The following is a 22,761-nucleotide window of genomic DNA, read 5'->3' on the forward strand; positions in this document are numbered from 1 at the left end:
CACTTCGCTTCAACCAGCACAATCAAGCGGTTGACCAGCGTAGATGCCAGGTACAGAAAGCGGGAGTCAGTCTCACTGACTCCCGCTTTCTCTCATTCTCTCTCACTGATCGCGACACATACGCGACACACTCCGGCTACACCGTGTCGCCCTCCTCTTCCAGCGCTTTTGCGATCTTCGCGTTGGCCGCTTCCTCGTGACCGTCGATGCAGCCGTGGTACCGGCGGTGGATCACCTCCGGCGAGTTGCCGACCCGTCGTGCGATCTCAGCAATGGGCACCCCGGCGTTCAGCCACCGCGTGATACAGGCGTGCCGAAGGTCGTACGGTCGCCCGGCCAGCGGTGACGCCACCCGGTCCGGGGGCAGTGCGAACTCCCGCGCGTCCTCCCATACCCGCCAATACGTGGATGATCCGACAACCCCGCCACGCTCGTTGCCGAACACCCGCCCGTCCTTGGCCGTGCCGAACTCCGACAGGTGGTTCCGAAGCAGGGCGACCAGCACGGGCGGAATGGGCACCGGACGGTCCGTGTCCGCCTCCCGCGCCTTCAGCCCCCGCCGGTCGTGCCGCTCCCCGGAGTCGGTCCACTGCTTGCCGGACACCGGCCGCGTCTCCCGGGGCGTCAAGGTCCCCCATCCCGCGTCCGGCAAGTGGCAGTCGGCCCGGCGCAGTCCGACCACTTCCGCCGGCCGGAGAGCCGCGAAGTAGATGACCGCGAAGAACGCCACCAGCCGCCGCCCGCGGGCCCGGTGCCATGACCCGACGTAGGACACGGCCGCCAACAGTTGCCGCCCCTGATTGGCGTTGACCAGTACGCGTGGATCTACCGCGTCATTGGCGGTCAGCCGCGCCATGTGCACCCGATGAAGGGGGTCCTCTGAGAGGACACCGGCCGCCACGGCGTACTCCAGGGCGGCGTTCAGGGCCCGGCGGCGGCGCCGGAAGGTCTCTCCGCCGGAAGGCTTCCCGTCCAGCCGGAAGCTGAGCCGGTACTGCACGTCCCGGAACACCTCTGGCTTGTCCAGGTCCGTCACGGCCCGCGCTTCCGTCTCAAGCCAGTCGTAGGCGGCTTTCAGTTCCGCCGGCGGCTCCTGGCCGTGGTGGGCGGGCACCAGCGCCCAGCGCATCGCGAGCCGCAGTTCCCGGTCGGGCGGCATCTCCTCCTAACGAGCGGCCTTCGGCCGCACGACCCCTGGCAGGCTCGCTCCGCTCGCGCGCGACGGCCACCGTACGAGCCGGGCGCCGACGCGCAGCACGGGTACTCCCATGGGAGTTGAGTTTTTCGAATTTGCCCGGCTCATCCGGCTCAAGCCGTCTCAACGCAGGTCAGAGGTTTGATCAAGGATCTCTGCCATGGCTCAGACCCGGCTCAGCATCCGGCTCACCCGGCTCACCCGGCTCACCCGGCTCACCCGGCTCACCCGGCTCACCCGGCTCAGAGTAGCCACAGACCGATGAAGACAGCTGGTGGAGGCCACCCGCGCCCGCGACGACTGCGCCGCGCGCCGCCCGCGGTGCGGGAGCACCTGGGCCTGGTCAGCATCTCAGCGGGGGGCACGGCGACCCAACGGAACGTCGTCACCTGACGGCCGGTCCGTGGACCAGGACGACCCACGGCCGCACCGCCGCGGCTGGCAACCCGCCACACCAAGCTCTTAGACGGTGTCCTATGTGGTGAGGCGGGTATCCCCTGTGTATGGGGCGGGGTACGTGGAGTTGGATTGTTCCGGATGGCCTGTGGGAGATTGCCGGACCGCTGATCCCACCGGGCCGGGTGCGGCCGCAAGGCGGCGGGACGCCGAACACGCCTGACGAGACCCTCTTCGCGGCAATCGTCTATGTGCTGGTCAGCGGTTGTGCCTGGCGGCATCTGCCGCCGTGCTTCGGCATCTCGAAATCGACGGCCCACCGTCGGTTCCTGATCTGGTCGAGGGCCGGTGTCTGGGGCCGGCTGCACGAGGCAGTCCTGCATCAGCTCGACGACGCGGGCCTGGTCGACCTCTCCCGCGTGGTCCTCGACTCCGCGCACATGCGCGCGAAAAGGGGGGCGACCTCACCGGCCCGAGCCCCGTGGACCGGGGCAAGCCGGGTTCCAAGATGCACATCCTGTCGGACGCGAACGGACTGCCCCTGGTCGTCGGCGTATCGGCCGCCAACACCCACGACGCCCAGGCACTGAAACCGATGGTCCTGGGCCTCCAGACGCGGCACGACCCACCCCGCGGCCGGTGGTTCAAGCCCCGCCGCCTGCACGCCGACAAGGCATACGACATCCCCCACCTGCGGAAATGGCTGTGGGGCCAGCACATCGGAGTGCGTATCGCCCGCAAGGGCATCGAATCCAGCCAGCGACTGGGACGACGCCGCTGGGTCATCGAACGAACCCTCTCCTGGCTGTCCGGCTACCACAGACTCAGCCTCCGCTACGAGCGAGAAGCCCGCAACTACCTGGCCTTCCTCGGCCTCGCCACAGCCCTGCCCTGCCCTGCCCTGCCCTGCCCTGCCCTGCCCTGCCCTGCCCTGCTACAAGCGTCTCCAACACCTCACCACATAGGACACCGTCTTAGTTGGGGGATGGCGGGTGAGGCACCGCTTTGGCCGTCTCACCGGCTGCCGTCGAACAGCAAGAAGAGCACCCCGCGCCACGCCCCGGGTGCTCCTCTTGCGTTCGACGGCAGCCGGTGAGACGGCCAGGGGGCCGGTGACTTTCCACCAGCCGCCACACCAAGGCATCCCACCGCGTTTGACCTGAGCAAACGCCCCTTTGGTGAGGGGGTGAGGCAGTCTCGACGCAGCCTCCAGGGCCAGCCCTCCGGCCCGAAGTCGGCCACAGTGAGCGACAACAAAGCGATCACACAGCACACAAGAGGCTCTGGTTATCGAATCATGTCTTCATGGAAGCCCAGTACATGGTGCAGATCCTCACAACCGCGATCGGTGTCGGCGGCACGCTGACCGCAGCTCTCCTGACTCAGCGCCATGCCCGTAAGGCTGAGCGGGAACGACAGGTGCGTGAGGACCGAGCCAGATGGCTCACTGAACGACAACGCGTCGGGGCCAAATTCCTCGCCGGCGCGCTCTCCCTGGAACGCAGTCTCTGGTCGAGCTGCGCGCACCTCGACCGGCAGTCCCGCGCGGAACGACTCCCGGGATACACCTCGATAGTCGGCACGCCGGAGGAGGGGGTACCTGGCGTCCTCGCTCCTCTGACTAGGACCATCTTGATCGAAGACCTACACGCGGCCACGGAGAGAGCCAACGAACTGGAAGAGCTGGTCGCAGAAATCACTTTGATTGGGGCTTCAGCGGAGGCGCGCGCCGCCGCTGACCTCCATCAAGCGCTCTGGGAGGTGATCTCTCTCATCGAGGGTTTCGCCCCGTTCGACGATGCCGCTGACGCAGTTGAGGAGTGCCTCAGTTTCCGCGATGCATTCGCGGCAGAAGCTCGCGAAAGTCTGCAAGTAGAAGGCGACTTCATGCCGCACGACCCGCATCGACCACGGAGATAGTCTGTGACCTTGGCCTTTGGTCTCACGCCCACTCAACTCACACGGTGCCCAGGATCGGTGTGGCGGTTGGCCGGCGGCGGTGCGGCCGGGCGTGGTCCCCCGTCTTGGAAGGCCGTCCTGGTCCACGGTCCGGCCGCCAGGTGGCGACGTGCCGCTGGGCCGCCGTGCCCCCTCTGAAATGCCGACCCTGGTGCGGGAGCTCCCGCACCGCGCGGCGGCCTCTTCGAGCACCGGCAGAAGGTCTGCGGCGACCGGACGGCCGCCCTCCTTAAGAGCCGTTTTTCGGGCTTGAGCCGGGTGCTGAGCCGGGTGTGAGCCGGATGGCGGAGATCCTTGACCATGCCTCTGACCTGCATTGAGACGACTTGAGCCGGATGAACCGGGCAAATTCGAAAAACTCCCAGAGGAGTACACGCACCTCGCGGCGGCGCCCGGCCCGTACGGCGGCCCGCCGCGCGCGAGCGCAGCGAGCCTGCCAAAGGTCGTGCGGCCGAAGGCCGCCCGTTCTCGTCCTTCCCGCCCTGACCCGCACCCGGCGCGGGGAGGGAGGCGGGCAGGGTCCGAAGACGCCTCCTGGGGGCCCTTTCGTGTGGCCGTGGAGCCCTGCCTCCCTGAACGGCCTTGACGCAGGCCAGACCCAGGGAGGTGCGCCAGGGAGGTGGTTAAGGAGAACTCCCTGTCTCCCTCGCCGCCTCCCCCTGTTCCGTCGTCACTCTGTGTTGCTTGTTGCCGCTTGTAGCGACAACAAGCGACACCGCCCAAAACGGCCCTTGAGGGCCGTTCGGGGCCCCCTCAGCTTGTTGTCGCTACAAGCCACAAGCAACGGAGCGTGACCCTCTGAGCGTTGAACGACCGTCCGCCGGGCGGGACCATGAAGGGAAGGAGACGGGCGTGCGGAGGCGAACGGTATGGGCGTGATCGATCCACAATGGATTCCGGCACTGCGGGAGGACGGTCGGTACGGGCGGTTGCTGAACCTGGTGCAGCGCCTCGCGGAGGAACGCGAACGACAGCGGGAGCGCACGGTGCCCATCTACGGAAGCTGCCAGGGCGGCCAGGTGACCGTGCAGGACACCGACGGCAGCGAGTACACGATCCAGTGCGAGCGGTGCGACGGAACCGGCACCGTCCCCGAACCTGCCGACAACGAGGACAACGGCCAGGCCGCAGGCGGCCGGTGACCCGACCGCGCGCCGACAGAACGCACCATCGCTGCGCGGTGCGCGCGGTTGGGTCGTGCAACAGGGAAGAGGGGCGCCTCACAAGGAGGCGCCCCACGCGACGGTGCCGTTGGGCGGCGGTGCCGCTAACCTCTTTGCCGCGCGAGGGTTGCTCGCTACCGAGGTTGACTCACGTATCCCGCTAGGGAAGTGCCTGTTCATTGCTGAACAGGGATGCCCACGAGGGGCTTCACGCTTCCAGGTGTCGCGGGCAAGTGCGAACCCTCCACGTGCGTTTTTTGACTCCCAGATAGCCTAGGCGTCATTGATCAGAGAAAGTGTCATAGGGCACCACCTCCATGTGCGGCACCATAGCCTGGCGGTTAGCCGAAGCGCATCACCCCGGCCGCCCAGACTCACGGCTGCCGCGCGTCCTCGGGATCGCATGGGGCTGCCCGGAACGCGTCCGCGCCCGGAGGGCAGCAGGCAGCCCGTAGAGGCGACAGATGGTCGCACAGCCGCACACCGGCAGGCCGATAGCAGCTGCGCCGAGGGGACCAGGGTCCCGTGTTTCGGGGTGTTTCTGGGGTGCGGCGGACCCGGCCGCTAGCTGCTAATACCCTGGCCACGCCCCGAAAGGGGTGATAGAGCTGCCGCTATCGATAGCGGCTGCTGAGGGGTGCTCTCCTTCGCGTGACGCGCCTAACCTCTGGGGTTCCGGATGCCGGTGCACCAGGAGGTGAACACGGTGAGGAACGAACGGCAAGCGCTGGCCGTGACACTCGGGTTACTGCTGCTGGTCGGCTGCACGCTCCTGCTCCGGGAACTGGCCGGAGTCTGGCTCGCGTTCGCGGTGTCCTGCGGCGTGATCCTGGGCGGGTACGCAACCCCTGGCCTGGCCCGCGAACTCACCGTGCGGCGCTACGCCGGCGACTCCGCCGGGCCCCGTGAACAGCCGGGTGGCGACGGGCGGCCTCTAACGTCTAACGGCCTGATCAGGAGCCGTTCAGGGCGATAGCGAAGGGTCTAGCGCTAGAGAGGCACCCCTCTAGCGCTAGAGGGGTGCGGCCGGGTCCCGTGACCGCCTTTCGGGCGCCTTACGACACATGCCCGACACATCCGGACGCGAACGGCGGCCACGACCGACTCCGGCGCAGGTCAGAGGCTTGTGCGCGCGCAACGGCGAATGCTCTCCGGAGCCGTGTGCGCAGGTTCGAATCCTGCCGGGGGCACTTCGCTTCAGTCAGCCGGATCGTGCGGTTGAGCAGCGCAGTGCCGAGCATGAAGAGCGGGAATCAGTCTCACTGGTTCCCGCTCTTTGTCGTTGGCTCGCGCTGATCGCGGCAGACCCGCGCCTCGCGTGGGGGCCGCCCCTACGATGTGGCCCTCACGGAGACGAGGGAGTGAGCTCATGACGACGCTGCAACTCGCAGCCGGCCAGGGCCTTTCGGATCTGCAGCAGAAGTTCGTCGTCGCCTTGGTCAGTGCGATCATCGGAGCGGGCGCAACGCTTCTTGTTCATTTCCTCAAAGCCAGGTCCGAGCCGCGAAAGAGAATTTCCTGGGACTCCAGTACCGATCCGGGATTCGCGGCGATCGATGATCCGGAGATCCGGGACAAGTTGAGCATCACGTACGGGCACGTGGCCGTGAAGAACATCTTCTCCATCAGATACAGAATCTCGAATACAGGCAACCGGGTTGTCAAGGGTCAGCAGATCCGGTTCTCCTTCCCGGAAGACACTCAGGTACTCGAAGCGTATCTGTCGCCGACCCCGGAGCCGGAACTCAGAGTCGAGCGCACGTCTGCACCGAGCCCTCGCGACGTGATCTACAAAATCGGTCACCTCGAACGCAACCAGGACGTGCAGTTCAGGTTCGTGACAGCCGGGGAAGCAGCGAACAGGTGGGAGGCCGTGCCCTCGAATGAAGAGGGTGACGTGGATGTACAGAAACGTGGGGCCGCCGAGAAGAAAGAGGACCGGGCGCACGTCAAGCCGTTTTTGATTTCTGTTTTCCTCTTCTTGGCCGTTCCCTACACTCTCAGCTCGTCATTGATTGACGTGCCGATCTCGGAGTCCCTTGCGACGATTACGCGAGTCACCTTTCTTGCCTACTCGCTCTTCCATCTCTCGCCTGTGGCGCGGACGGTTCGAGACCTGCTGAACAAGGCGGACGTGTCTCCGGGGCAGAACACGTTCAACGCCTCGGCTCACGACACGGGGACCCTCGTCCTGGTCGGCACAGGGGACATCAACGGCGGTGTCGTCGACTTCTACCGTCAGCCCAAGCCGTCGCACAAGAAGCAGGGCGTGAGCGAGGAGTGGGCAGAGGAATGACCAGCTGACAGTCGCCGCGTGACCGTCAGCGGGATTCGGGAAGCAGACGCCCGAGCATCTCCCGGATCGGGGGCAGGATGGGGAGGGTGGTGAGGGTTGGGGTGGGGTGCCAGGTGCACGTGTCCACGCTGCCGTGGCCGGTGGGGGTGAGGGTGCCGCCGGTTATTTCGACCTCGTAGAGGGCGAATACTGCGTGGAGGTCGGTGCCGTTGGTGAGGAGGCGGTGTTCGGCGTCGAAGTCGAGGAGGGGGCCGACGGTGATGTCGTAGCCTGTTTCTTCCTTGAATTCGCGGATGACGGTGGCGCGCGGGTGTTCGCCGTGTTCGACTTTTCCTCCCGGGAGCATCCATTTTCCGTGGTCGTCCTTGGAGGACGGTCCGATGCGGGCCATCAGGATGTTTCCGTCGCGGCAGGCCAGTCCGTACGACGCGAGTCGTTGGAGCTGCTCGTTCACGCTTGCCCGTCCTTACGTCCAGTGCCGTCGGTCGGTGTTGAAGTTGAGTCGCCAGAGGGCCAGTGCGAGGAATATTCCGGTGAATGCGGACAGTGCTCCTATGTGCGGCAGGACGTCGCCGAGGCCGGCTCCGTCCAGTACGACCGCGCGGAATCCGCGGACGACCCAGTACACCGGTGTGATCCGGGCGACCCAGCCGATCCAGTCGGCCATCAGCTCGGTCGGTACCAGGGCGCCGCCGAAGACCGTCCAGGTGAGGGTGGCCATCCGCTCGTAGGCGAACGCCTGGCGGCGGGTCGGCGAGATGCCGCACAGCACCAGGGCGAAGGAGACCACGCACGCGGCGAGCGCGACGGTGACCGCCAGGAGGGCCGGCAGGCTTCCCTTGACGTGCAGGCCGATGACGAGGCCGCCCAGGAGGAACAGCACCGCGCACTGCGTGAGCACCAGCAGGACGCACAGCATCGACTTGCCGACGATCAGCTCCCAGTCGCGCAGTTGCGAGATGCGCAGGCGTTCCCAGGTGCGCAGGCCGTGTTCGCGGTAGTAGGACTCGGTGAGGATGCCCGTCATGAAGAACGAGAACATCGCGGTGATGCCCGGGACGGCCAGGTCGGCGCCGTTGACGTGGTCGTAGCCGAGCTGGCCGAGGGCGCCCGTGTACAGGGGCTTGATGAACAGCATGAGCAGGCACGGGGTGAGGAACAGGGTCACCAGGGGGGCCGGTTCGCGGCGGAGCCAGGTGATGTCGTGGCGGACCAGGGTGAGGACGCGGGTCATGAGACGCCCTCGCTCGCCAGGATGTTCACGTAGGCGCGTTCCAGGTCGGCCTGGTTGACCTCCACCGCCCGCAGCCGGTCCTGGTGGTCCCCCAGTGACCGCAGTGCTTCGATGATGTCGACCGCCGGGCGGGACGTGGGGAGGTACAGCGCGTCGTCGGAGGTCCGTGCTTCCTGCCAGTCGACTTCCGGTACCCCGCCCTCGAACCGCAGGGCCACCTCGCTGCGCGCATGGCGCGTGATGAGGTCGTCGACGCTGCCCCGGGCCAGGATGCGGCCGGCGCCGAGCACCGCCACCGTGGCCTTGAGCTCCTCGACCTCGGGCAGGTAGTGGGTGGTGTAGAGCACCGTCGCTCCCCTGGTGGCGAGTTCGCGTACCGTTTCCAGCAGGCGTGAGCGGGTCTGCGGGTCGGCTCCCGCGGTCGGTTCGTCCAGCAGGATGAGGTCGGGGCGGTGCACCAGTGCGCAGCCGGCGTGCAGGCGTCGCTGCTGGCCGCCGGAGAGTTCGCCGGCCATCTGGTCGCGCTGGCCGGTGAGTTCCAGCATGCTCAGCACTTCGTCCACGGAGGCCGTCAGGGCGCGGCCGCGGAGGCCGCCCACGGCTCCGAAGAAGCGGAGGTTCTCCAGGGCGGTGTGCGCCGGGTAGAACGCGATGTTCTGGCCGGCCAGGCCCAGTCGGCCGCGGAGGGCCCGTGGCGAGGCGAGCGCGTCGGCGCCCAGTGCCCGTACGGAGCCCGCGTCCGGGCGCAGCAGGCCCGCGACGATGGACATCAGTGTGGTCTTCCCGGCTCCGTTGGGTCCGAGTACGGCGAGGATCTCACCGCGGTGTGCGGTGAGGTCGACGCCGTCCAGGACCTTCCGTGGGCCGAAGGCTTTGACCAGGCCCCGGACTTCCAGGTCGGTCTGCATCAGGCGGCGCGCTTGCCCAGGGAGAGCAGCATGTCCGAGGAGTTGCGCTGGATCGCGCGGATCGCGACCGGTTCGAGCATCGGCCGCAGCATCGCGATGCCGATCTCGAAGTCCACCTCCAGGGTGGCCTCGGTGAGCCCGTCGGCCAACGGGGTCACCTGCCAGTAGCCCTCGAAGCGTTCGAGGTCGCCGGCGACCTGCTCGTAGGTGAGGCGCCGGTTGGCGGCGTCGCGGTGTTCCCGCTCGCTCCATTTGAGCACCGATCCCTTGAGCAGCACCTCCCATTCGGTGACCGCTTCGACGATGCCGTCGTCGTGTTCGTGGTGGGAGAGCACTTTCGTACGGATGACCGAGTCCATGAAGTCGGGGTAGGACTCGATGTCGCAGATGCGGGCCCAGACTTCGTCGGGCGTGGCCGTCAGGCGTTCGCTCACGGTCACTTTCGGCACGTCGCCACCTCCATGTGTCAGTCCAGTTCGCGCTGGGTCCGTGCGGCGGCGGCCCGCAGGCCGCGCCGCGTGAACGCGAGGTCGTCGGGGGCGATGAACGCCGAGGGTGTGAAGCGCAGGGCCGAGGGGGCCGTCAGGCAGGGCGTGAGCAGCAGTCGGTCGGCGAGTGCGGCCCGCATCATCTCGGCTGTCACGTCGGGCCGGGTGCCGTGCAGTCCGAGCAGGGCGCCCCGCCCGGTCACCCGCTCGAACAGCCGGGGCCACTCCTGGGCCAGTTCGTCGAGGATGCCGCGCAGTTCGGCGCCGGTGTCCCGGGCGCGCGCGGGCACGTTCTCGGTGGCGATCACGTCGAGGGTCGCCAGTACGGCGGCCGCCGCGAGCGGGTTGCCGCCGAAGGTCGAGGTGTGCAGCAGCGGGTCGCGGTCGTAGGGCTGGTAGGCATCGTGTGTCGCGATCAGCGCCGAGACGGGGACGACGCCGCCGCCGAGCGCTTTTCCGGAGAGCAGGATGTCCGGCACCACGCCGAGTGTGTCGTGTGCCCACAGGGTGCCGCATCTGCCGAGTCCGCACTGGATCTCGTCGAAGACGAGGAGCGTTCCGGTTTCGGTGCAGGCTTCGCGCAGTGCTGCCGCGTAGCCGGGGGTGAGGGGGTGGACACCGCCTTCGCCCTGTACGGGTTCGGCGAAGACGGCCGCCGGGCGGTGTGCGCGTACCGCCTCGGCGGCGGCGTCGGCGTCGTCGCGGGGCAGCCGCACGACATCGGCGAGCAGCGGGCCGAGGCCGTCGCGGAAGGGTGCCGCGTCGGTCAGGCTCAGCGCGCCCACGGTCTTGCCGTGGAAGGAGCCGGTGAGGTGGGCGAGTGTGGCGCGGCCGGTCGTGGCCCTGGCGAGTTTGATCGCGGCTTCCACCGCTTCGGCGCCGGAGTTGAGCAGGAGCACCTTGTCCAGCCCCGGCGGTGCCGTCGCGGCGACGGCCGCGGCGGCGCGGGCGGCGGGCTCGTTGGGCAGTGTCCTGGTCGAACCGGCCAGCCGGGCCAGCTGGTCGCCGACGGCCCGGACCACGCGGGGGTGGCCGTGGCCGAGGAGGAACACCGCGAAGGATCCGAGGTCGAGGTAGCGCGCGCCGGACGCGGTGGTGACCCAGGAGTCCCGGCCGTGGACCTCGGGGTCGGTGGCGCCCATCATGCGGAACAGCATCGCCCGCCCCGCGGACTGGTGTTCCCGTACGAGATCGAGCAGGTCCATCAGGCGTCCCCCTCGGCCGGGCGCTCCCGTAGCTCGAAGCCCCACGGCAGGTCGAGTGCCCAGCGGCCGAGCAGCTGCCGCGTGGCGAAGCGGGTCGGCGGGTGGAAGCGGGCCGCGTGCACGTCCCGCAGGAGGCGCGCGGCGGTGCCGTCGGCGGCGTACGAGGCGACGCCGACCAGTTCGGCGGCCGTCTCGACCGCCCGTACCGCGGTCTCGGCCGCCTGGTGCTTGAGGGCCAGCAGCGCCGGGGTGAGGCTGCGCGGATCGGTGATGCGTTCGTCCAGCCGGCGGGCCAGGCCGGCGCAGGCCGCTTCCATCGGCAGGACGGCGGAGAGGATCTCGCCCAGGGCGGACTGGAAGGACGGCAGGTCGGCCCGTGACGCGTTCAGGTGGCTGATGGAGGCGCGTCCGAGGGCGGTACGGGCTTCTTCCACCGCGGCCGACACGACGCCGAGGTAGCAGGCGGTGGCCGTGGTGCAGAACCAGCCGAGGCCGGCGGCGAACACCTCGTCGCCGGTCTCTCCGGGCGGGCTGCGGTGGAAGACCACGTCGTCCGGTATCCGGCAGTCCGTGAACCGTACGGTGTCGGACTCCGAGGCCCGCATTCCCAGGGTGTTCCAGGTCCGTTCGACCTCGATGCCCGGACTGTCGGTCACGACCAGCGCCACCAGGAGGCTCTCCGGCCCGCCGGCCTCGTCGATCATCTGGAGGCAGAGCAGGTCGCTGCGCTCGGCCAGCGAGCACGGGACCTTGACGCCGTTGACGATCCAGTCGTTGCCGTCCTTGCGGGCGCGGCAGTTGGAACGGGTCAGGCTGCCGCCCAGGCCCGGTTCGGCGAACGCGGAGCCGACGATGCGGTTCTGGCTGGCGATGGCCTCCAGCAGGAACCACGAGTCGTCGCGCTCGCGGTGCCAGTTCTCGACCACGACGCCGACGGAGAACAGGTGCATGTTGACGGCGACGGCCAGCGCGGGGTCCGCCGCGCCGATCCTGCGCTGGAGCGCGCAGCACTCGGTCAGGGACGCGCCGCCGCCTTCGAAGGCGCGGGGTACGGGGGCGCCGAAGTACCCGCAGTCGCGCAGCACGTCGATGCTGCGGTCGGCCAGCCTGCCGCGCCGGTCGTTCTCCGCCGCGAGGGCGGTCAGCTCCTTGATCGCCGTGTCCGGTACGAGGTGCTGGGTGTCCGGCCAGAGTGCGGCCGTGCCGTTCCGGTAGTCGTACGCCGTGCTCACGCGTCCTCCTCCCCCGCCCCTGTTCCCGTCCACGGCCGCGGCGTTCCCTTGGCCAGGTGCGGGCGCTGCTGCGCCCATCGCTCGATGGCCGTTTCCACGGCGGGGGCGGTGGGGGCGACTTTCCAGTTCACGCCTACGGGGTCGGCGACCGACATGTACGGGATGAACTCGCCGAGCAGGTCGATCTGGCGCAGTTGGCGCGCGGTGAGGTGGGGCCGGGCGAAGGGGAGGTAGAAGCGGTACCACTGCTCCGGGGTGATGAACTCCGGCACGTCGAGGGCCGGGTGGCCGCCGCGGGCGCGCCACCGGTTCACGGCCAGGTACATCGCTTCGATCACCTCCTTGAGCCGTAGCGCCTCTTCCCCGCGGCCCAGCACCAGTGGTTCGGCCGCGGGTCCGGTACGTGCCGTCTCCAGGACGCAGTGGGCGATGTCGCAGGTGGACACGATCTCGACGGGGGCGTCCACCTCGCCGATGAAGACGGGCAGGATGCCGGTCACGCCGGACTGCATGACGGAGTACAGGCCGGTGAAGCGGCTGACCGCGCCGTCGGACCGCCGGCCGACCACCAGCGGTGGCCGGATGATGGTGGCCTGGTAGCGGGTGGTCGCTTCCCGTTCGGCCGCGGCCTTGGACCATTCGTAGGTGTTGCGGTAGTCGGCCGGGTCCCGCGACGCGACGCTGCCCTTGAGCCCGATCGCGTACGCGGTGGAGATGTGGATGACCTGCGTGCCGGGGCGGACGAGGGGAGCCAGCTCCGCCACGGGGGCGACGTTGGAGGCCATCGCGTCCTCGGCGGGCAGGTTCCAGCGCGGCCGGGCGGCCGCGTGCACGATCACGTCCCACGGGCGGCGCAGCGTGTCCGGCACCGGTTCCGCGCCGATGCGCCAGGCCACGGTACGCGGGCCGCCCCGCGCGGAGCAGCCGGTGACCGACCAGCCTGCCGCGCCGGCCCGCTCGACGATCTCCGCTCCGACGACTCCGGTGGCTCCTGTGACCAGCATGGTCTGTCGCGCGCTCACAGGGGTTTGGTCCATTCCCTCGGCAGCAGGGAGGGCAGGGCGAGTTCCTCGATGAGGTCGTTCCAGCCGCGCACCAGGCGCAGGGCCGCGAACATGCCGCCCGAGGAGCGCAGTTGCGGGAGCGGGGCGTCGAGGCCCAGGGACGCTTCGGCGGCGTCGACCCAGGTGTGCAGTTCGTCGAGCCAGCGCGGCGCGCGGTCGGGGTGTGCGGCCAGCTCGGCGGCTCCGTACAGCAGCCTGACGGCTTCGTCCCACTCCTTGGCGGGTGTGTCGGTGTACGGGTCGATGGCGGCGCCGTCCTCCGCGACGTAGGGCTCGGCCCCGGACGCCAGGCCGTGTACCTGGCAGCAGATCATCACCAGGGTGCGGGTCTGGGCCAGCACCAGCTGCCACTGGCCGGCGCGCACGCCGCCTTCGATGTCGTCCAGCGCCGACTGGGCGCCGACCATCATGAGCAGGGCTCCGTGGCTGGCGTGGGTGACGTGCCGGCGCAGGTCGCCGGTCGGCCGGCCGCTCATGACGCGCTCCGCAGTCCGAGCCACAGCATGTCCTCGGCGAACAGCTTCTCGACATCGGGCGGCCAGGGTTCGTCCAGCGCGTAGTCCCAGGAGGTCTCGTGGGCCGCCGGGCCGCCCGCGTCCACGGCGGCCACGCGCAGGCCCCACCGGGACACGAGCGCGGTGGTTCCGAAGCCGGACCAGGCCGTACCGGCGGCGGGCTTCAGGTGGGCCCGCCACGGTGCCGTGCCGATGTCGCGGAGGTAGTCGTCCAGCAGGTCGCCGACGCGTGCGAGGTACGACGGGACCGCTTCGGCGGTGGGCGGGGGGCACATGGCGAGCCGGAACGCCGCGAGGCCCCGGTCGTCGCCGAGCCGGCGCAGCTTCTCGCCCAGCCACTTGCCTTTGAAGTAGCGTTCCCCCTGGTCGACGGCGTGCCGTTCCAGGGCGGCTGTCAGCGCTTCCCCGGCGCGGAGCGCGGCGAGCACCGGTTTGCGTCCGGCGAGCGCGCGGGCGGCCGTGCGCTTGCGTACCGCTTCGACGGCGTACCACGTGCGCAGCCAGCCGGTCAGCTGGCCGTCCAGCAGGGCCTGCCAGTCGCACCACTTCGGCACTCCGGACAAGGGCAGTCCCATGCCGAAGCGGCTCAGGCTGTCCAGGAGCTGGCGGCGCGATCCCAGGTCGCCGGGGCCGATGTCCGGGGGCGGCCACTGGCCCGTGACGACGGTCCGGTGCCGTTCGCCGAGCCGGTCGGCGCCGTGCAGCACCACATCGATGCGGGCGTCTTCCGCATAGGACATGAGCGGCAGGGTGCTGGCCACCTCGCCGGGGACGACCGCATAGATGTCGAGGTCACTGGTGGAATTCCCGAATCCGGCGAGGACCGAGCCGGCCGCCACCACCAGGAGTGGTTCTCCGAAGGCGTCGTCGACCTGTTCGAGTACCCGTTCGCGAGCGAGACCGTGCCTTTTCAGATAGGCGTCGAACCGGTCGGCCGGTGTCTCGGCGGGTAATACCTCCGGGCTGCCTGCTTCGGCCCGCATCATACAGCACCCCCTGTGCGCTGATTTCGGCATTCCGGAGAAGGCTCAACGCCCCCTGGGAGTGCACTTTCCATGATCACGCAATGAGTTGTCAATCTCCCCGTCCACACCCAGTTTGATCATTTCAGCTTGCCGCGGTCCGCTTCATTCAACCACTCCACCTGCGCCGTGGTCGCGATATTCGCAGCACCGGCTATTTCACGATCACCGGCCGCCGCGGGTTCCCCCGCCGGACCGGCGCAGCGGAATGCCCGCGGCGAAAGAGTAGCCCCCGGGAGCCGGGGGTGAGATCAACTTCCGGCGGGGGTCACGCGTCCCGAGTGCCGCCGCGGCACCAGTGGGGCCAGGGCGATGTCATTCGATCTAGCTCCTGTGGCCGGTGGGGCGCCAGGGACGGCCGGACCACGCCGAAGGAGGAGCGGAACATTCCGCCGTCCCCCACCTGCCGAAGCCCTGAATTCCGGCACCGAACCGCCCGCCGATTACGCGAGGGCGTGGCGATCTCTTGGATGAACAAGGGGTTGACAGGAAAAGGTCGACACACAGAGCATACGTCTCAACCCACCGGCCACCGGAGTTCGGCACTGCCGGCTCCCCAGGGGGCCCGGAAAGCGGAACTCGGCCGACCGGAATTACCTTTTCCCGGTCAGAGTCCTGAAGTGATGCCGTGGGGAACAACGGGGGGTATCGAGTGACACTCAAGTCCGGCGTACCGGAAAACCGACCGGTGAAGACGTTTTCTCCCGGCGCCGAGGAGACCATTCTGCTGGAGCTGGTGGACCCGTCGGGCACCACCACCGGAATCGCGGAGAAGATGTCCGCGCACGAGCCTCCGGGGCAGCTCCACCGGGCGTTCTCGGTTTTCCTGTTCGACTCCGACGGCCGCATGCTGCTGCAACGCCGCGCCCTGTCGAAATACCATTCGCCCGGCGTCTGGTCGAATGCGTGCTGCGGTCACCCCTATCCGGACGAGGCACCGTTCCACGCGGCCGTACGGCGCACCGGGCAGGAACTGGGAGTCGCCCCGGCGCTGCTGGCCGAGGCCGGGACCGTGACCTACCGGCATCCGGACGCGCTGTCCGGGCTGGTCGAGCACGAGTTCAACCACCTCTTCGTCGGACTGCTGGAGGCCCGCCCGGCCCCCGACCCGGCGGAAGTCGCGGACACCGCCTTCGTCACCGCCGGACAGCTCGACGACCGGCTCGCCTCGGCGCCCTTCTCCCGCTGGTTCGACGACGTCCTCCGGGCGGCCCGGCCGACGATCCGGCGGCTGAACCCGACCGGCGGCTGGTAGGCCGCGTTCCGCGCGTCACCGCAGCCCCTTCGAAAGGAGCGGAATGCCGACGGACACACCTGTGGACCACTGGCTCCGGGCCGAGACCGTCGACTGGCGCGACCTGCGCTCGGCACACGTCCGGTGCAGGTCGGTCCTGCGCCGGCTGGCCGCGGACCGCACCCTGCTCACCTGGCTGGTCGACCGGCCGGCCCACGACCGGGAACTGCTCGCCGACGCCGACCACCACCCGGTGATGGACCGGCTGACGCTGTGGCGCGACCCCGAACGCGGCGTCTACCTGCGGCTGCACGTGTCCCCGGGCACCAACGAACTCATCCCGCACGACCACAAGTACGCGTTCACCACCTACATACTGCGCGGCTCCTACACCCACGTGTGGCGGCGCCGACAGGCCCCCTACAGCGGGGAGTTCACGTCCGACCAGGCTCCCCTGGGACTGGTGAGCGTCGAGCGTACGGGCTCCTGCTACACCCTGGGGCACACGCTGATCCACCAGACGGTGATGGAGGCCGACACCGTCACCCTGTTCATGCGCGGGCCGCGCGAGCAGGCGAGGTCCTACGCCGCGACGGACATGCTCGGCCGGCTGGCGCCCCTCGTGGCGCCGGACCCCTCCGACGAGCCGGTCAAGCGCCACACCGACGGCGCGCGAGGGCTCACGTTCGACGAGTACACCGGCCTGCGCCGGCGGCTGGCCTCCCTGGGCGTCGTAGCGCCGCCCAGGGAGTTGACCAGCTGAGATCCGACCGGACCGAAAGGCGACCCCCTTGGACACCGAAGACAGCGTGACGCGGGAGATGCAGAAACGCATCGCCCACTACCAGGAACACTTCGGCACCCTGTTCGCGGACTACTTCGCCGCGTTACGGAAGGATTTCGACGGCCCGCCGCTCAGCAGGTTCACCCCGCGCTGCCTGGACCTGCTGCAGGAACTGTCCCTGCGGGGCGGCAAGCGGCAGCGGGTGGCCTTCATGTACGAGGCCGCCCGGCTCGTCACCCCCGACCACGTACCGGGGCTCGACGAAGCGGCGCTGAGCATCGAACTCCTCCAGAGCCACCTGCTGGTGCACGACGACATCATCGACGACGCGCCCACCCGCCGCGGCGGGCCGTCCACCTATTACGCCTATCGCGCGGAGTTCCCCGACCACCCGCAGACCGCTCTCGGGCTCGCCCTGCTGGCCGGTGACCTGGCGGCGTTCCTGTCCCTCCAGGTGCTGCTCGACGCCGATCTGCCCGTCGGGCTGCGCGCCGCCATGGTGGACGTGCAGACCCGCGCGGCGGCGGCCACGTTCGTGGGCCAGGTCTTCGACCTGGAACGGGACTTCCCGGGACCGGTGACCGAGGACCTGCTGAACTCGGTGTCCGAGTACAAGGCGTCCCGCTCGTCCGCGCTGGCCCCCCTCCAGCTCGGCCTCCTGGCAGCCGGGGAGGACCCGGCCGCCCACGACGCGACCTTGCGCCGCTACGCCCTGCTGTTCGGCATCTCCGGGCAGATGTGTGACGACTACCTGAGCCTGTTCGGCGACGAGGCGGTCACCGGCAAGCCGGCCACCGCCGACGTACGCGACGGGCGGCGCACCTACGCCGTCCGCGCGATCCTGGCCGCCGCGACGGCGTCCGAACGCACCGAGGTGGAGCGGGCCCTGGGCAACCCCGGCTGCACGGACGCGGACGTCGACACCATCCGCTCCATCGCGCAGCGGCACGGAGTCGACCGGCAGCTGCGCACGCGGATGCACCACTACGCCGAGCAGGCGTGCACCGAGGCGGCCGGCTGGCGGCCCCGCTGGCGCGAGGAGGCCGTGGCCTTCTTCGAGCAGGTGCCGGTCTGGGGCGTGGAGCGGTCGCTTTGACCGCGCCGGCCGACTCCGGGACGGCGACCGGCGGCGCGGCGGTGCCGCAGCACCTCGGCATCATCCTCGACGGCAACCGCCGCTGGGCCGGTGCGCGCGGGCTGTCCCCCGTGGACGGTCACCGGGCGGGCTTCGCACGCATTCCCGAAGTGCTGGGCTGGTGCGAGGACGCCGGCATCGGGACCGTCACGCTGTGGATGCTGTCCACGGAGAACATGCGCCGCGCCCCGGCGGAGGTGGCGGCCCTGGAGAGCATCATCTACGCCACCGTCGAGGACCTCCGTGCGCGCGGGCGGTGGCGTCTGAACCGGGTGGGGGTGCCGGGCCACCCGTGGCGGCGCTTCCTCGACCCGCTGGACCGCATGATCGCGGCCACGGCCGGCGTCGACGGCCCGCTGGCCAACCTCGCCGTGTGCTACGGCGGCAAACAGGAGATCGTCGACGCCTGCCGCACCCTGCTGAGCACCTACGCCTCGGCGCGGTGCTCACCGGCCGACGCCGCCCGGCGGCTCACGGCGGGGGCCGTCTCGGAGGTCATCAGCAACGGCGTACCGGCCCCCGACCTGGTCATCCGTACCTCCGGGGAGCAGCGCACCTCCGGCTTCCTGCTGTGGTCCGGCATGCACACCGAGTACGCGTTCACCTCCGTGTACTGGCCGGACTTCTCCCGACGCGAGCTGTCGGAGGCACTCGCGCAGTACAGGACGTCGTCCGCCGGGCACGTGCGGGCGACGGCCGCGTGACATGGAACAGGACGGGTGCGACATGCCCTTCGGATCGACCGTGCCGGGCTGTGCCGTGGCACTCATCGGTATTGACGGCGCCGGCAAGAGCACGTTGGCGGGCGCGCTGCGGGACCGGCTGGCGGCGCGGGACGAGCCGGCCGTCCTCCTCTCGCGACGGCACTACCTCAAGACGCGTCCGGAGGGCTTCGTCGGAGACACCATGGCGGCGCTCTACGGTGCGTCGCTGCGTACCCTCTACGGCTTCGCGGATGTCGCGGGCGGCGGGCAGCTCGGCCGGAGCTTCCCGCCGCCCGCCGGGGACCTGCTGGCCCCGGAGTTCGAGCGGACGCTGAACGACGCGGCCATCACGGGCAACAGTCCGCACGCGCTGATGGCTTCCATGCTGTGCGAGGTCGCCGGGCACCTGATGTTCCGCCGGGCGGTGGTGGAGCCCGCCGTGGCGGCGGGCCGGACCGTCGTCGAGGACACGCACGGGATCAAGATGGTGGTGAAGCAGTACCTGCTGGCGCGTTCCCTGCTGGATCCGCTGGACGAGGCGCGTGTGTCGCTGGACGCGGTGCTGGAACTGGCGATGACGCTGTTGCAGCCGCCCGCACAAACGTCTCTTCCCGTGCTGGTGCGGGTCGCCCCGGAGGTCGCCTACGCGCGCCGGGTGGCGCAGCACGGCCGGGTGGGCGGGATGGAGCACTTCGGGCCGACGGGACGGCCGGCCGGACGCGAGTCGTACCTGGAGCTGCAACGCGACAGCCAGACGGTCTTCGAGGACATCGGCAAGCGCTGGCAGTGCCTGGACCTGGATCTTTCCCCCAGCGGCGAGGAGGACGGCGTACGAGCCGGAGTCGAGCGGATCCTCGCCGCCAAGGACACCCTGACGAAAGGGCCCGCCTCGTGACCTCCGCCTGTGTCCCGTACGCCGGTCCGCACTGGATCGACGAGCTGCCGCCCTTCGACTGGGACGACCTGCGCGACGCGCACCGCCGGTGCCGCTCGGTGCTGGACCGCCTGGCCGGTGACCGGGGGCTGCTGAGCCGGCTGGTCGCCGAGATCGAGCACGATCCCGTACGGCTGGCGACCAGCGAGATCCATCCGCTGATCAACCGGCTCATCCTGTACCAGGACGACGCCCGGCACTTCCAGGTCCGGCTCCACATGTCGCCCGGCTCGCGGGAGCTGGTGCCCCACGACCACAAGTACAGCTTCACGGCGTATGTGCTGGCCGGGGCGTACGTCCATGTGTGGCGGCGGCGTACCGGCACCGCCGAGGGGGAGTTCACCAGCCAGGACATCCGGCCCGGCATCGTGTCGGTCGAACGGCCGGGGACGTGTTACACGTTCGGCAGCCCGCTCATCCACCAGACGATCATGCTGCCCGGTACGGTCACGCTCTTCATGCGGGGCCCGCGGACGAAGCAGCGGTCCCACGCCGCCATGGACATGCTGCCGCAGGCCGACGACTGGCCCCTCCCGTCGGAGCTGGGCAAGCCCAAGCACGCCAACGGCCAGCGGCCGGTGACCATCGAGGAGTACCGGGGCATGTGCGCGCAGCTCGTCCGGCAGGGACTGATCGACGCGGTTCCGCGAGAGCGGGAGCCGCGATGACTCCGCAGCACATCGCGGTCGTCCTGGACGGGTACGGGCCGTGGGCCGCGGCGCACGGCGAGCCGGAGAGCGAGGCGTACCGGCGCAGTTTCACCAAGCAGGTCGACGTGGCCGCCTGGTGCCACGCCGAGGGCGTCGCGGAGGTCACCCTGTACGTGCCCGCGCCGCCGGGCCCCGGGCTCGACGAGGAGTGGACCGCCTCGTTGTGGCGCCGGGTCATCGACGGCATCCGGCATCCCCGGTCCGGCACGGGTGAGGTCACACTGCGGCACGTCGGCGACTTGTCGCGGCTGCCCGACCGGCTGGCCAAGGAGTTGTCGGAGTCCCGGTTCGACACGCGGAGCGTCCCCGGCCGGTTCGGGGTCAACCTCGTACTGGGCTACGAGGGCCGGGCGGAGATCGTGCAGGCCGTACGGGCGATGCTGCACACGGCGCAGGAGGAAGGAGAGGACCTCGGGAAGATCGCCTCGCGGCTGGACAGCGAGCGGCTCGGCGCCCACCTGCCGAGCGCGGCGCTGCCCCCCGTGGACCTGGTGATCCGCACCTCCGGCAGCCGGCGCCCGGCGGGCGTGCTGCCCTGGCACGCCGCGTACGCGGAGTTCCACTTCGCCGGTGTTCCGGCGCCCGACTTCACCCGCGAACACCTCCTGGCGGCGCTGGGAGCGTACGCCCACCGACACCGCAGATTCGGAAAGTGAGGGGGAATGACGAACAGTCCAGGACCGGCTGTCCGCCACCTGACCGAGGAGATCTCCCGGATCGACTGGGACGATCCGCGCAAGAGCGCCCGCCAGTGCCGCGGTCTGCTCGGCCGGCTGGCCGCGGACCGTGGACTGCTGACGGAGCTGGTGCGCGGGACCGAGCGGGACCCCCGGCGGTTCGGGCGCTCGGAAAGCCACCCGCTGATGAGCAAACTCTGCCTCTACGAGGACCCGGAGCGCCGCTGCCAGCTGCGGCTGCACGCCTTCACCGGACGCGAGCGCGACCTGGTGCCGCACGACCACAAATACCCTTTCAGCGCTTACGTTCTGGCCGGCGGGTACGTCCACGTGTGGAACCGGCGGACGGACGCGACCTGTTCGGGCGAGTTCACCTCGCGGGACCTGGCAGCGGGGGTCGTCGCGCTGGAACGTCCGGGCAGCTGTTACACGTTCCAGCATTCCCTGGTGCACCAGACCATCGTCATGCCGGACACGGTCTCCCTCTTCCTGCGGGGCCCGAAGCGCCAGAGCCGGTGGCACGCGGCCGGTGACATGCTGCACCTCCTCGACGGATACGAGGCACCGCGGCCCGGGGGCCGGAGCCACCAGGGTTCGGTACCGCTCTCGCCCGACCAGTTCCACGCGGTACGGGCCGATCTCGAACAGCGCGGAATCATTGCCAAGGAGAGGCCACCCCATGCCGTCGCCTGAATTCCACATCCAGCCGGTCGTCCAATTGCTGGGGCAGACCTCGTCCCCTTACGACGTACCCGCCGATCCGGAGATATTCAACGGGAACTGGCTGGAGCCCGCACTGGCACACGCCCGGTCCCTGCTGCAGAGCGCCGACCGGGAAACGCATGCGCTGGAGTCGACCACCGGTCATGGCCTCACTCATGTGTTTCTCGCGTCCGACCAGGCGGAGAATTACTCCGTCCATCTGAGAATGCGGGGTGAAGGGGACGCCGTGCCGCGCGATCCCGCGGAGAAGGCGGTCGTCCTCACCCTCGGCGGGACCATGGAGCTGGAGGCGTTCCGCCACGCCGGCGACGTGGACGAGGACACGCCCTGGTACGTGCGGCAGTTCTCCCCCGAGAGCGTCTACGCGTGCCACCCCGGGACCCTGCATTCCGTGCAGCAGTCGGACGACGCGGTGCAGTTGGTCATCACGCAGGGCGCCGCCGGGGCCCCGGGCCGCCGGCTGACCGCGGCCGAGTACCGGGAGGCGGCCGACCGGGCCCGGAACCTGCTCGGCCGGGCCATCGAAGCCCGGCGGGAGTCCCTGCCGTCCGGTGCCTGAGCACCGGGCAGCCGCTACTGCCCGGCGTACGGCGGGCCGTCGCGGCGCGTGAAGGGGGCCCACCAGCAGCGCGGCTGGTGGGCCCTCTTCCGTCCGTGGGGGCGTGGGTCAGGAGACGGTCGTGGTCGCGGCCGGGGCCACGGCTCCGACCGGTGAGCAGGTGGCGGCGGCCCCGTTGAAGGCGACCTGGAGGCCCGCGGGTGTGAAGGTCACGTCTCCGGCGGTGGACAGCGTGGCGCTCGTGCTGCCGCTGAGCACCACCGCGCCGCCCTTCGGCACGGCCTGGAGGTTCGTCAGCCCGGCGGCCTGGACGGAACCCGTTCCGGCGCCGCCCAGGCCGATCGTCAGCTGACCGGTGATGGCGTGTGCGGGGATGTCCTGGGCGGCATGGGGTTCACGTTCCAGGTCGACCTGGAGCGTGACGACGTCACCGGCCTTGGCGGTGGCAGGGGCGGTGATGGTGACCGCTCCCGGGTAGGCGACGGTGGTGCCGCCGACGCTGCAGGAATAGGTGAGGGAAACGGTTCCGGCAGCCGCGGGACCGGCCGCGGCCACCATGGTCAGCCCCGCGGCTGCGAGGGTGAATCCCATACCGGCGGCAATTCTCGTCAGTTTTCGCATCGT

At 69.8% G+C, this 22,761-nt stretch carries 24 protein-coding genes and 1 pseudogene; 14 read left to right on the forward strand and 11 right to left on the reverse strand.

From position 1 onward, the window contains the following. Positions 1–136: 136 nt before the first annotated feature. Complete coding sequence (locus tag A6A06_RS01705; protein ID WP_079193731.1) at positions 137–1,159, reverse strand: tyrosine-type recombinase/integrase; 1,023 nt, start codon at positions 1,157–1,159, stop codon at positions 137–139. 539 nt (positions 1,160–1,698) lie between these two features. Here A6A06_RS01705 and A6A06_RS41360 point away from each other — a divergent pair. From A6A06_RS41360 to A6A06_RS01740, 5 genes and pseudogenes are all read left to right on the forward strand, one after another. Next, positions 1,699–2,486: pseudogene (locus tag A6A06_RS41360) on the forward strand (IS5 family transposase); the annotation flags it as partial. Between the two features lie 410 nt (positions 2,487–2,896). Beyond that, on the forward strand, positions 2,897–3,511 hold the full coding sequence (locus A6A06_RS41365) for a hypothetical protein (protein WP_199930634.1): 615 nt from the start codon (positions 2,897–2,899) through the stop codon (positions 3,509–3,511). Between the two features lie 908 nt (positions 3,512–4,419). Next, positions 4,420–4,692 (forward strand): hypothetical protein, encoded by a 273-nt coding sequence (locus A6A06_RS01730; RefSeq protein ID WP_073758065.1) that lies wholly within the window; start codon positions 4,420–4,422, stop codon positions 4,690–4,692. Positions 4,693–5,419: 727 nt separating this feature from the next. Then, on the forward strand, positions 5,420–5,689 hold the full coding sequence (locus A6A06_RS01735) for a hypothetical protein (RefSeq protein ID WP_199930635.1): 270 nt from the start codon (positions 5,420–5,422) through the stop codon (positions 5,687–5,689). Positions 5,690–6,082: 393 nt separating this feature from the next. Beyond that, a complete protein-coding gene (locus A6A06_RS01740; protein WP_073758069.1) occupies positions 6,083–7,009 on the forward strand; it encodes a hypothetical protein in 927 nt (308 codons plus the stop codon). Between the two features lie 25 nt (positions 7,010–7,034). Here the strand turns inward: A6A06_RS01740 and A6A06_RS01745 are convergent, their stop codons facing one another. Genes A6A06_RS01745 through A6A06_RS01785 form a run of 9 tightly spaced genes read right to left on the reverse strand, consistent with a single transcriptional unit; the run spans position 7,035 to position 14,638 of the window. Then, positions 7,035–7,463, reverse strand: a complete 429-nt coding sequence (locus tag A6A06_RS01745) for an NUDIX hydrolase (RefSeq protein ID WP_073758071.1) — start codon at positions 7,461–7,463, stop codon at positions 7,035–7,037. Between the two features lie 12 nt (positions 7,464–7,475). Continuing rightward, positions 7,476–8,243, reverse strand: a complete 768-nt coding sequence (locus tag A6A06_RS01750) for an ABC transporter permease (RefSeq protein WP_073758073.1) — start codon at positions 8,241–8,243, stop codon at positions 7,476–7,478. Continuing rightward, on the reverse strand, positions 8,240–9,151 hold the full coding sequence (locus A6A06_RS01755; RefSeq protein WP_073758075.1) for an ABC transporter ATP-binding protein: 912 nt from the start codon (positions 9,149–9,151) through the stop codon (positions 8,240–8,242). The genes A6A06_RS01750 and A6A06_RS01755 overlap by 4 nt, the downstream gene beginning before the upstream one ends. Then, the gene (locus tag A6A06_RS41370) at positions 9,151–9,600 is read right to left on the reverse strand and encodes a type II toxin-antitoxin system RatA family toxin (protein ID WP_073758077.1); all 450 of its coding nucleotides are present in this window, start codon (positions 9,598–9,600) and stop codon (positions 9,151–9,153) included. Before A6A06_RS41370 ends, A6A06_RS01755 begins: the two co-directional genes overlap by 1 nt. A gap of 17 nt (positions 9,601–9,617) precedes the next feature. Then, a complete protein-coding gene (locus A6A06_RS01765; RefSeq protein WP_073758079.1) occupies positions 9,618–10,844 on the reverse strand; it encodes an aspartate aminotransferase family protein in 1,227 nt (408 codons plus the stop codon). Continuing rightward, positions 10,844–12,076: an acyl-CoA dehydrogenase family protein gene (locus A6A06_RS01770; RefSeq protein ID WP_073758081.1), complete on the reverse strand. Its 1,233-nt coding sequence runs from the start codon at positions 12,074–12,076 to the stop codon at positions 10,844–10,846. Before A6A06_RS01770 ends, A6A06_RS01765 begins: the two co-directional genes overlap by 1 nt. Beyond that, the gene (locus A6A06_RS41375) at positions 12,073–13,098 is read right to left on the reverse strand and encodes an NAD-dependent epimerase/dehydratase family protein (RefSeq protein ID WP_199930636.1); all 1,026 of its coding nucleotides are present in this window, start codon (positions 13,096–13,098) and stop codon (positions 12,073–12,075) included. Before A6A06_RS41375 ends, A6A06_RS01770 begins: the two co-directional genes overlap by 4 nt. Continuing rightward, entirely contained in the window at positions 13,095–13,616 is a 522-nt protein-coding gene (locus tag A6A06_RS41380; RefSeq protein WP_199930637.1) for a hypothetical protein, read from the reverse strand. The genes A6A06_RS41375 and A6A06_RS41380 overlap by 4 nt, the downstream gene beginning before the upstream one ends. Beyond that, positions 13,613–14,638, reverse strand: coding sequence for a hypothetical protein (locus A6A06_RS01785; protein ID WP_073759644.1), 1,026 nt, complete (start codon positions 14,636–14,638; stop codon positions 13,613–13,615). The genes A6A06_RS41380 and A6A06_RS01785 overlap by 4 nt, the downstream gene beginning before the upstream one ends. A gap of 727 nt (positions 14,639–15,365) precedes the next feature. Here A6A06_RS01785 and idi point away from each other — a divergent pair. From idi to A6A06_RS01830, 9 genes are read left to right on the forward strand one after another with little or no spacing between them, the layout of a single operon-like run. Further along, positions 15,366–15,932 carry an isopentenyl-diphosphate Delta-isomerase gene (gene idi, locus A6A06_RS01790; RefSeq protein ID WP_073758085.1) on the forward strand — a complete coding sequence of 189 codons (567 nt, stop codon included), beginning with the start codon at positions 15,366–15,368 and terminating at the stop codon, positions 15,930–15,932. A 43-nt stretch (positions 15,933–15,975) separates the two neighbouring features. After that, a complete protein-coding gene (locus A6A06_RS01795) occupies positions 15,976–16,674 on the forward strand; it encodes a hypothetical protein (RefSeq protein ID WP_242440522.1) in 699 nt (232 codons plus the stop codon). 58 nt (positions 16,675–16,732) lie between these two features. After that, positions 16,733–17,791 carry a polyprenyl synthetase family protein gene (locus tag A6A06_RS01800; protein ID WP_073759648.1) on the forward strand — a complete coding sequence of 353 codons (1,059 nt, stop codon included), beginning with the start codon at positions 16,733–16,735 and terminating at the stop codon, positions 17,789–17,791. Next, the gene (uppS, locus tag A6A06_RS01805; protein WP_073758087.1) at positions 17,788–18,534 is read left to right on the forward strand and encodes a polyprenyl diphosphate synthase; all 747 of its coding nucleotides are present in this window, start codon (positions 17,788–17,790) and stop codon (positions 18,532–18,534) included. Before A6A06_RS01800 ends, uppS (A6A06_RS01805) begins: the two co-directional genes overlap by 4 nt. Positions 18,535–18,556: 22 nt before the next feature. Then, positions 18,557–19,429, forward strand: coding sequence for a hypothetical protein (locus tag A6A06_RS01810; protein ID WP_079193807.1), 873 nt, complete (start codon positions 18,557–18,559; stop codon positions 19,427–19,429). Then, a complete protein-coding gene (locus tag A6A06_RS01815) occupies positions 19,426–20,136 on the forward strand; it encodes a hypothetical protein (protein ID WP_079193734.1) in 711 nt (236 codons plus the stop codon). Before A6A06_RS01810 ends, A6A06_RS01815 begins: the two co-directional genes overlap by 4 nt. Further along, positions 20,133–20,834 (forward strand): polyprenyl diphosphate synthase, encoded by a 702-nt coding sequence (gene uppS / locus A6A06_RS01820; RefSeq protein WP_073758091.1) that lies wholly within the window; start codon positions 20,133–20,135, stop codon positions 20,832–20,834. The genes A6A06_RS01815 and uppS (A6A06_RS01820) overlap by 4 nt, the downstream gene beginning before the upstream one ends. A 6-nt stretch (positions 20,835–20,840) precedes the next feature. Beyond that, complete coding sequence (locus A6A06_RS01825) at positions 20,841–21,548, forward strand: hypothetical protein (RefSeq protein ID WP_073758093.1); 708 nt, start codon at positions 20,841–20,843, stop codon at positions 21,546–21,548. Beyond that, complete coding sequence (locus A6A06_RS01830) at positions 21,535–22,137, forward strand: hypothetical protein (RefSeq protein WP_073758095.1); 603 nt, start codon at positions 21,535–21,537, stop codon at positions 22,135–22,137. Before A6A06_RS01825 ends, A6A06_RS01830 begins: the two co-directional genes overlap by 14 nt. 108 nt (positions 22,138–22,245) lie before the next feature. Here the strand turns inward: A6A06_RS01830 and A6A06_RS01835 are convergent, their stop codons facing one another. Further along, positions 22,246–22,728: a hypothetical protein gene (locus A6A06_RS01835; RefSeq protein WP_073758097.1), complete on the reverse strand. Its 483-nt coding sequence runs from the start codon at positions 22,726–22,728 to the stop codon at positions 22,246–22,248. Between the last annotated feature and the right edge of the window lie 33 nt (positions 22,729–22,761).

It is taken from the genome of Streptomyces sp. CB02923 (assembly GCF_001905005.1).
Classification (GTDB): Bacteria; Actinomycetota; Actinomycetes; order Streptomycetales; family Streptomycetaceae; genus Streptomyces.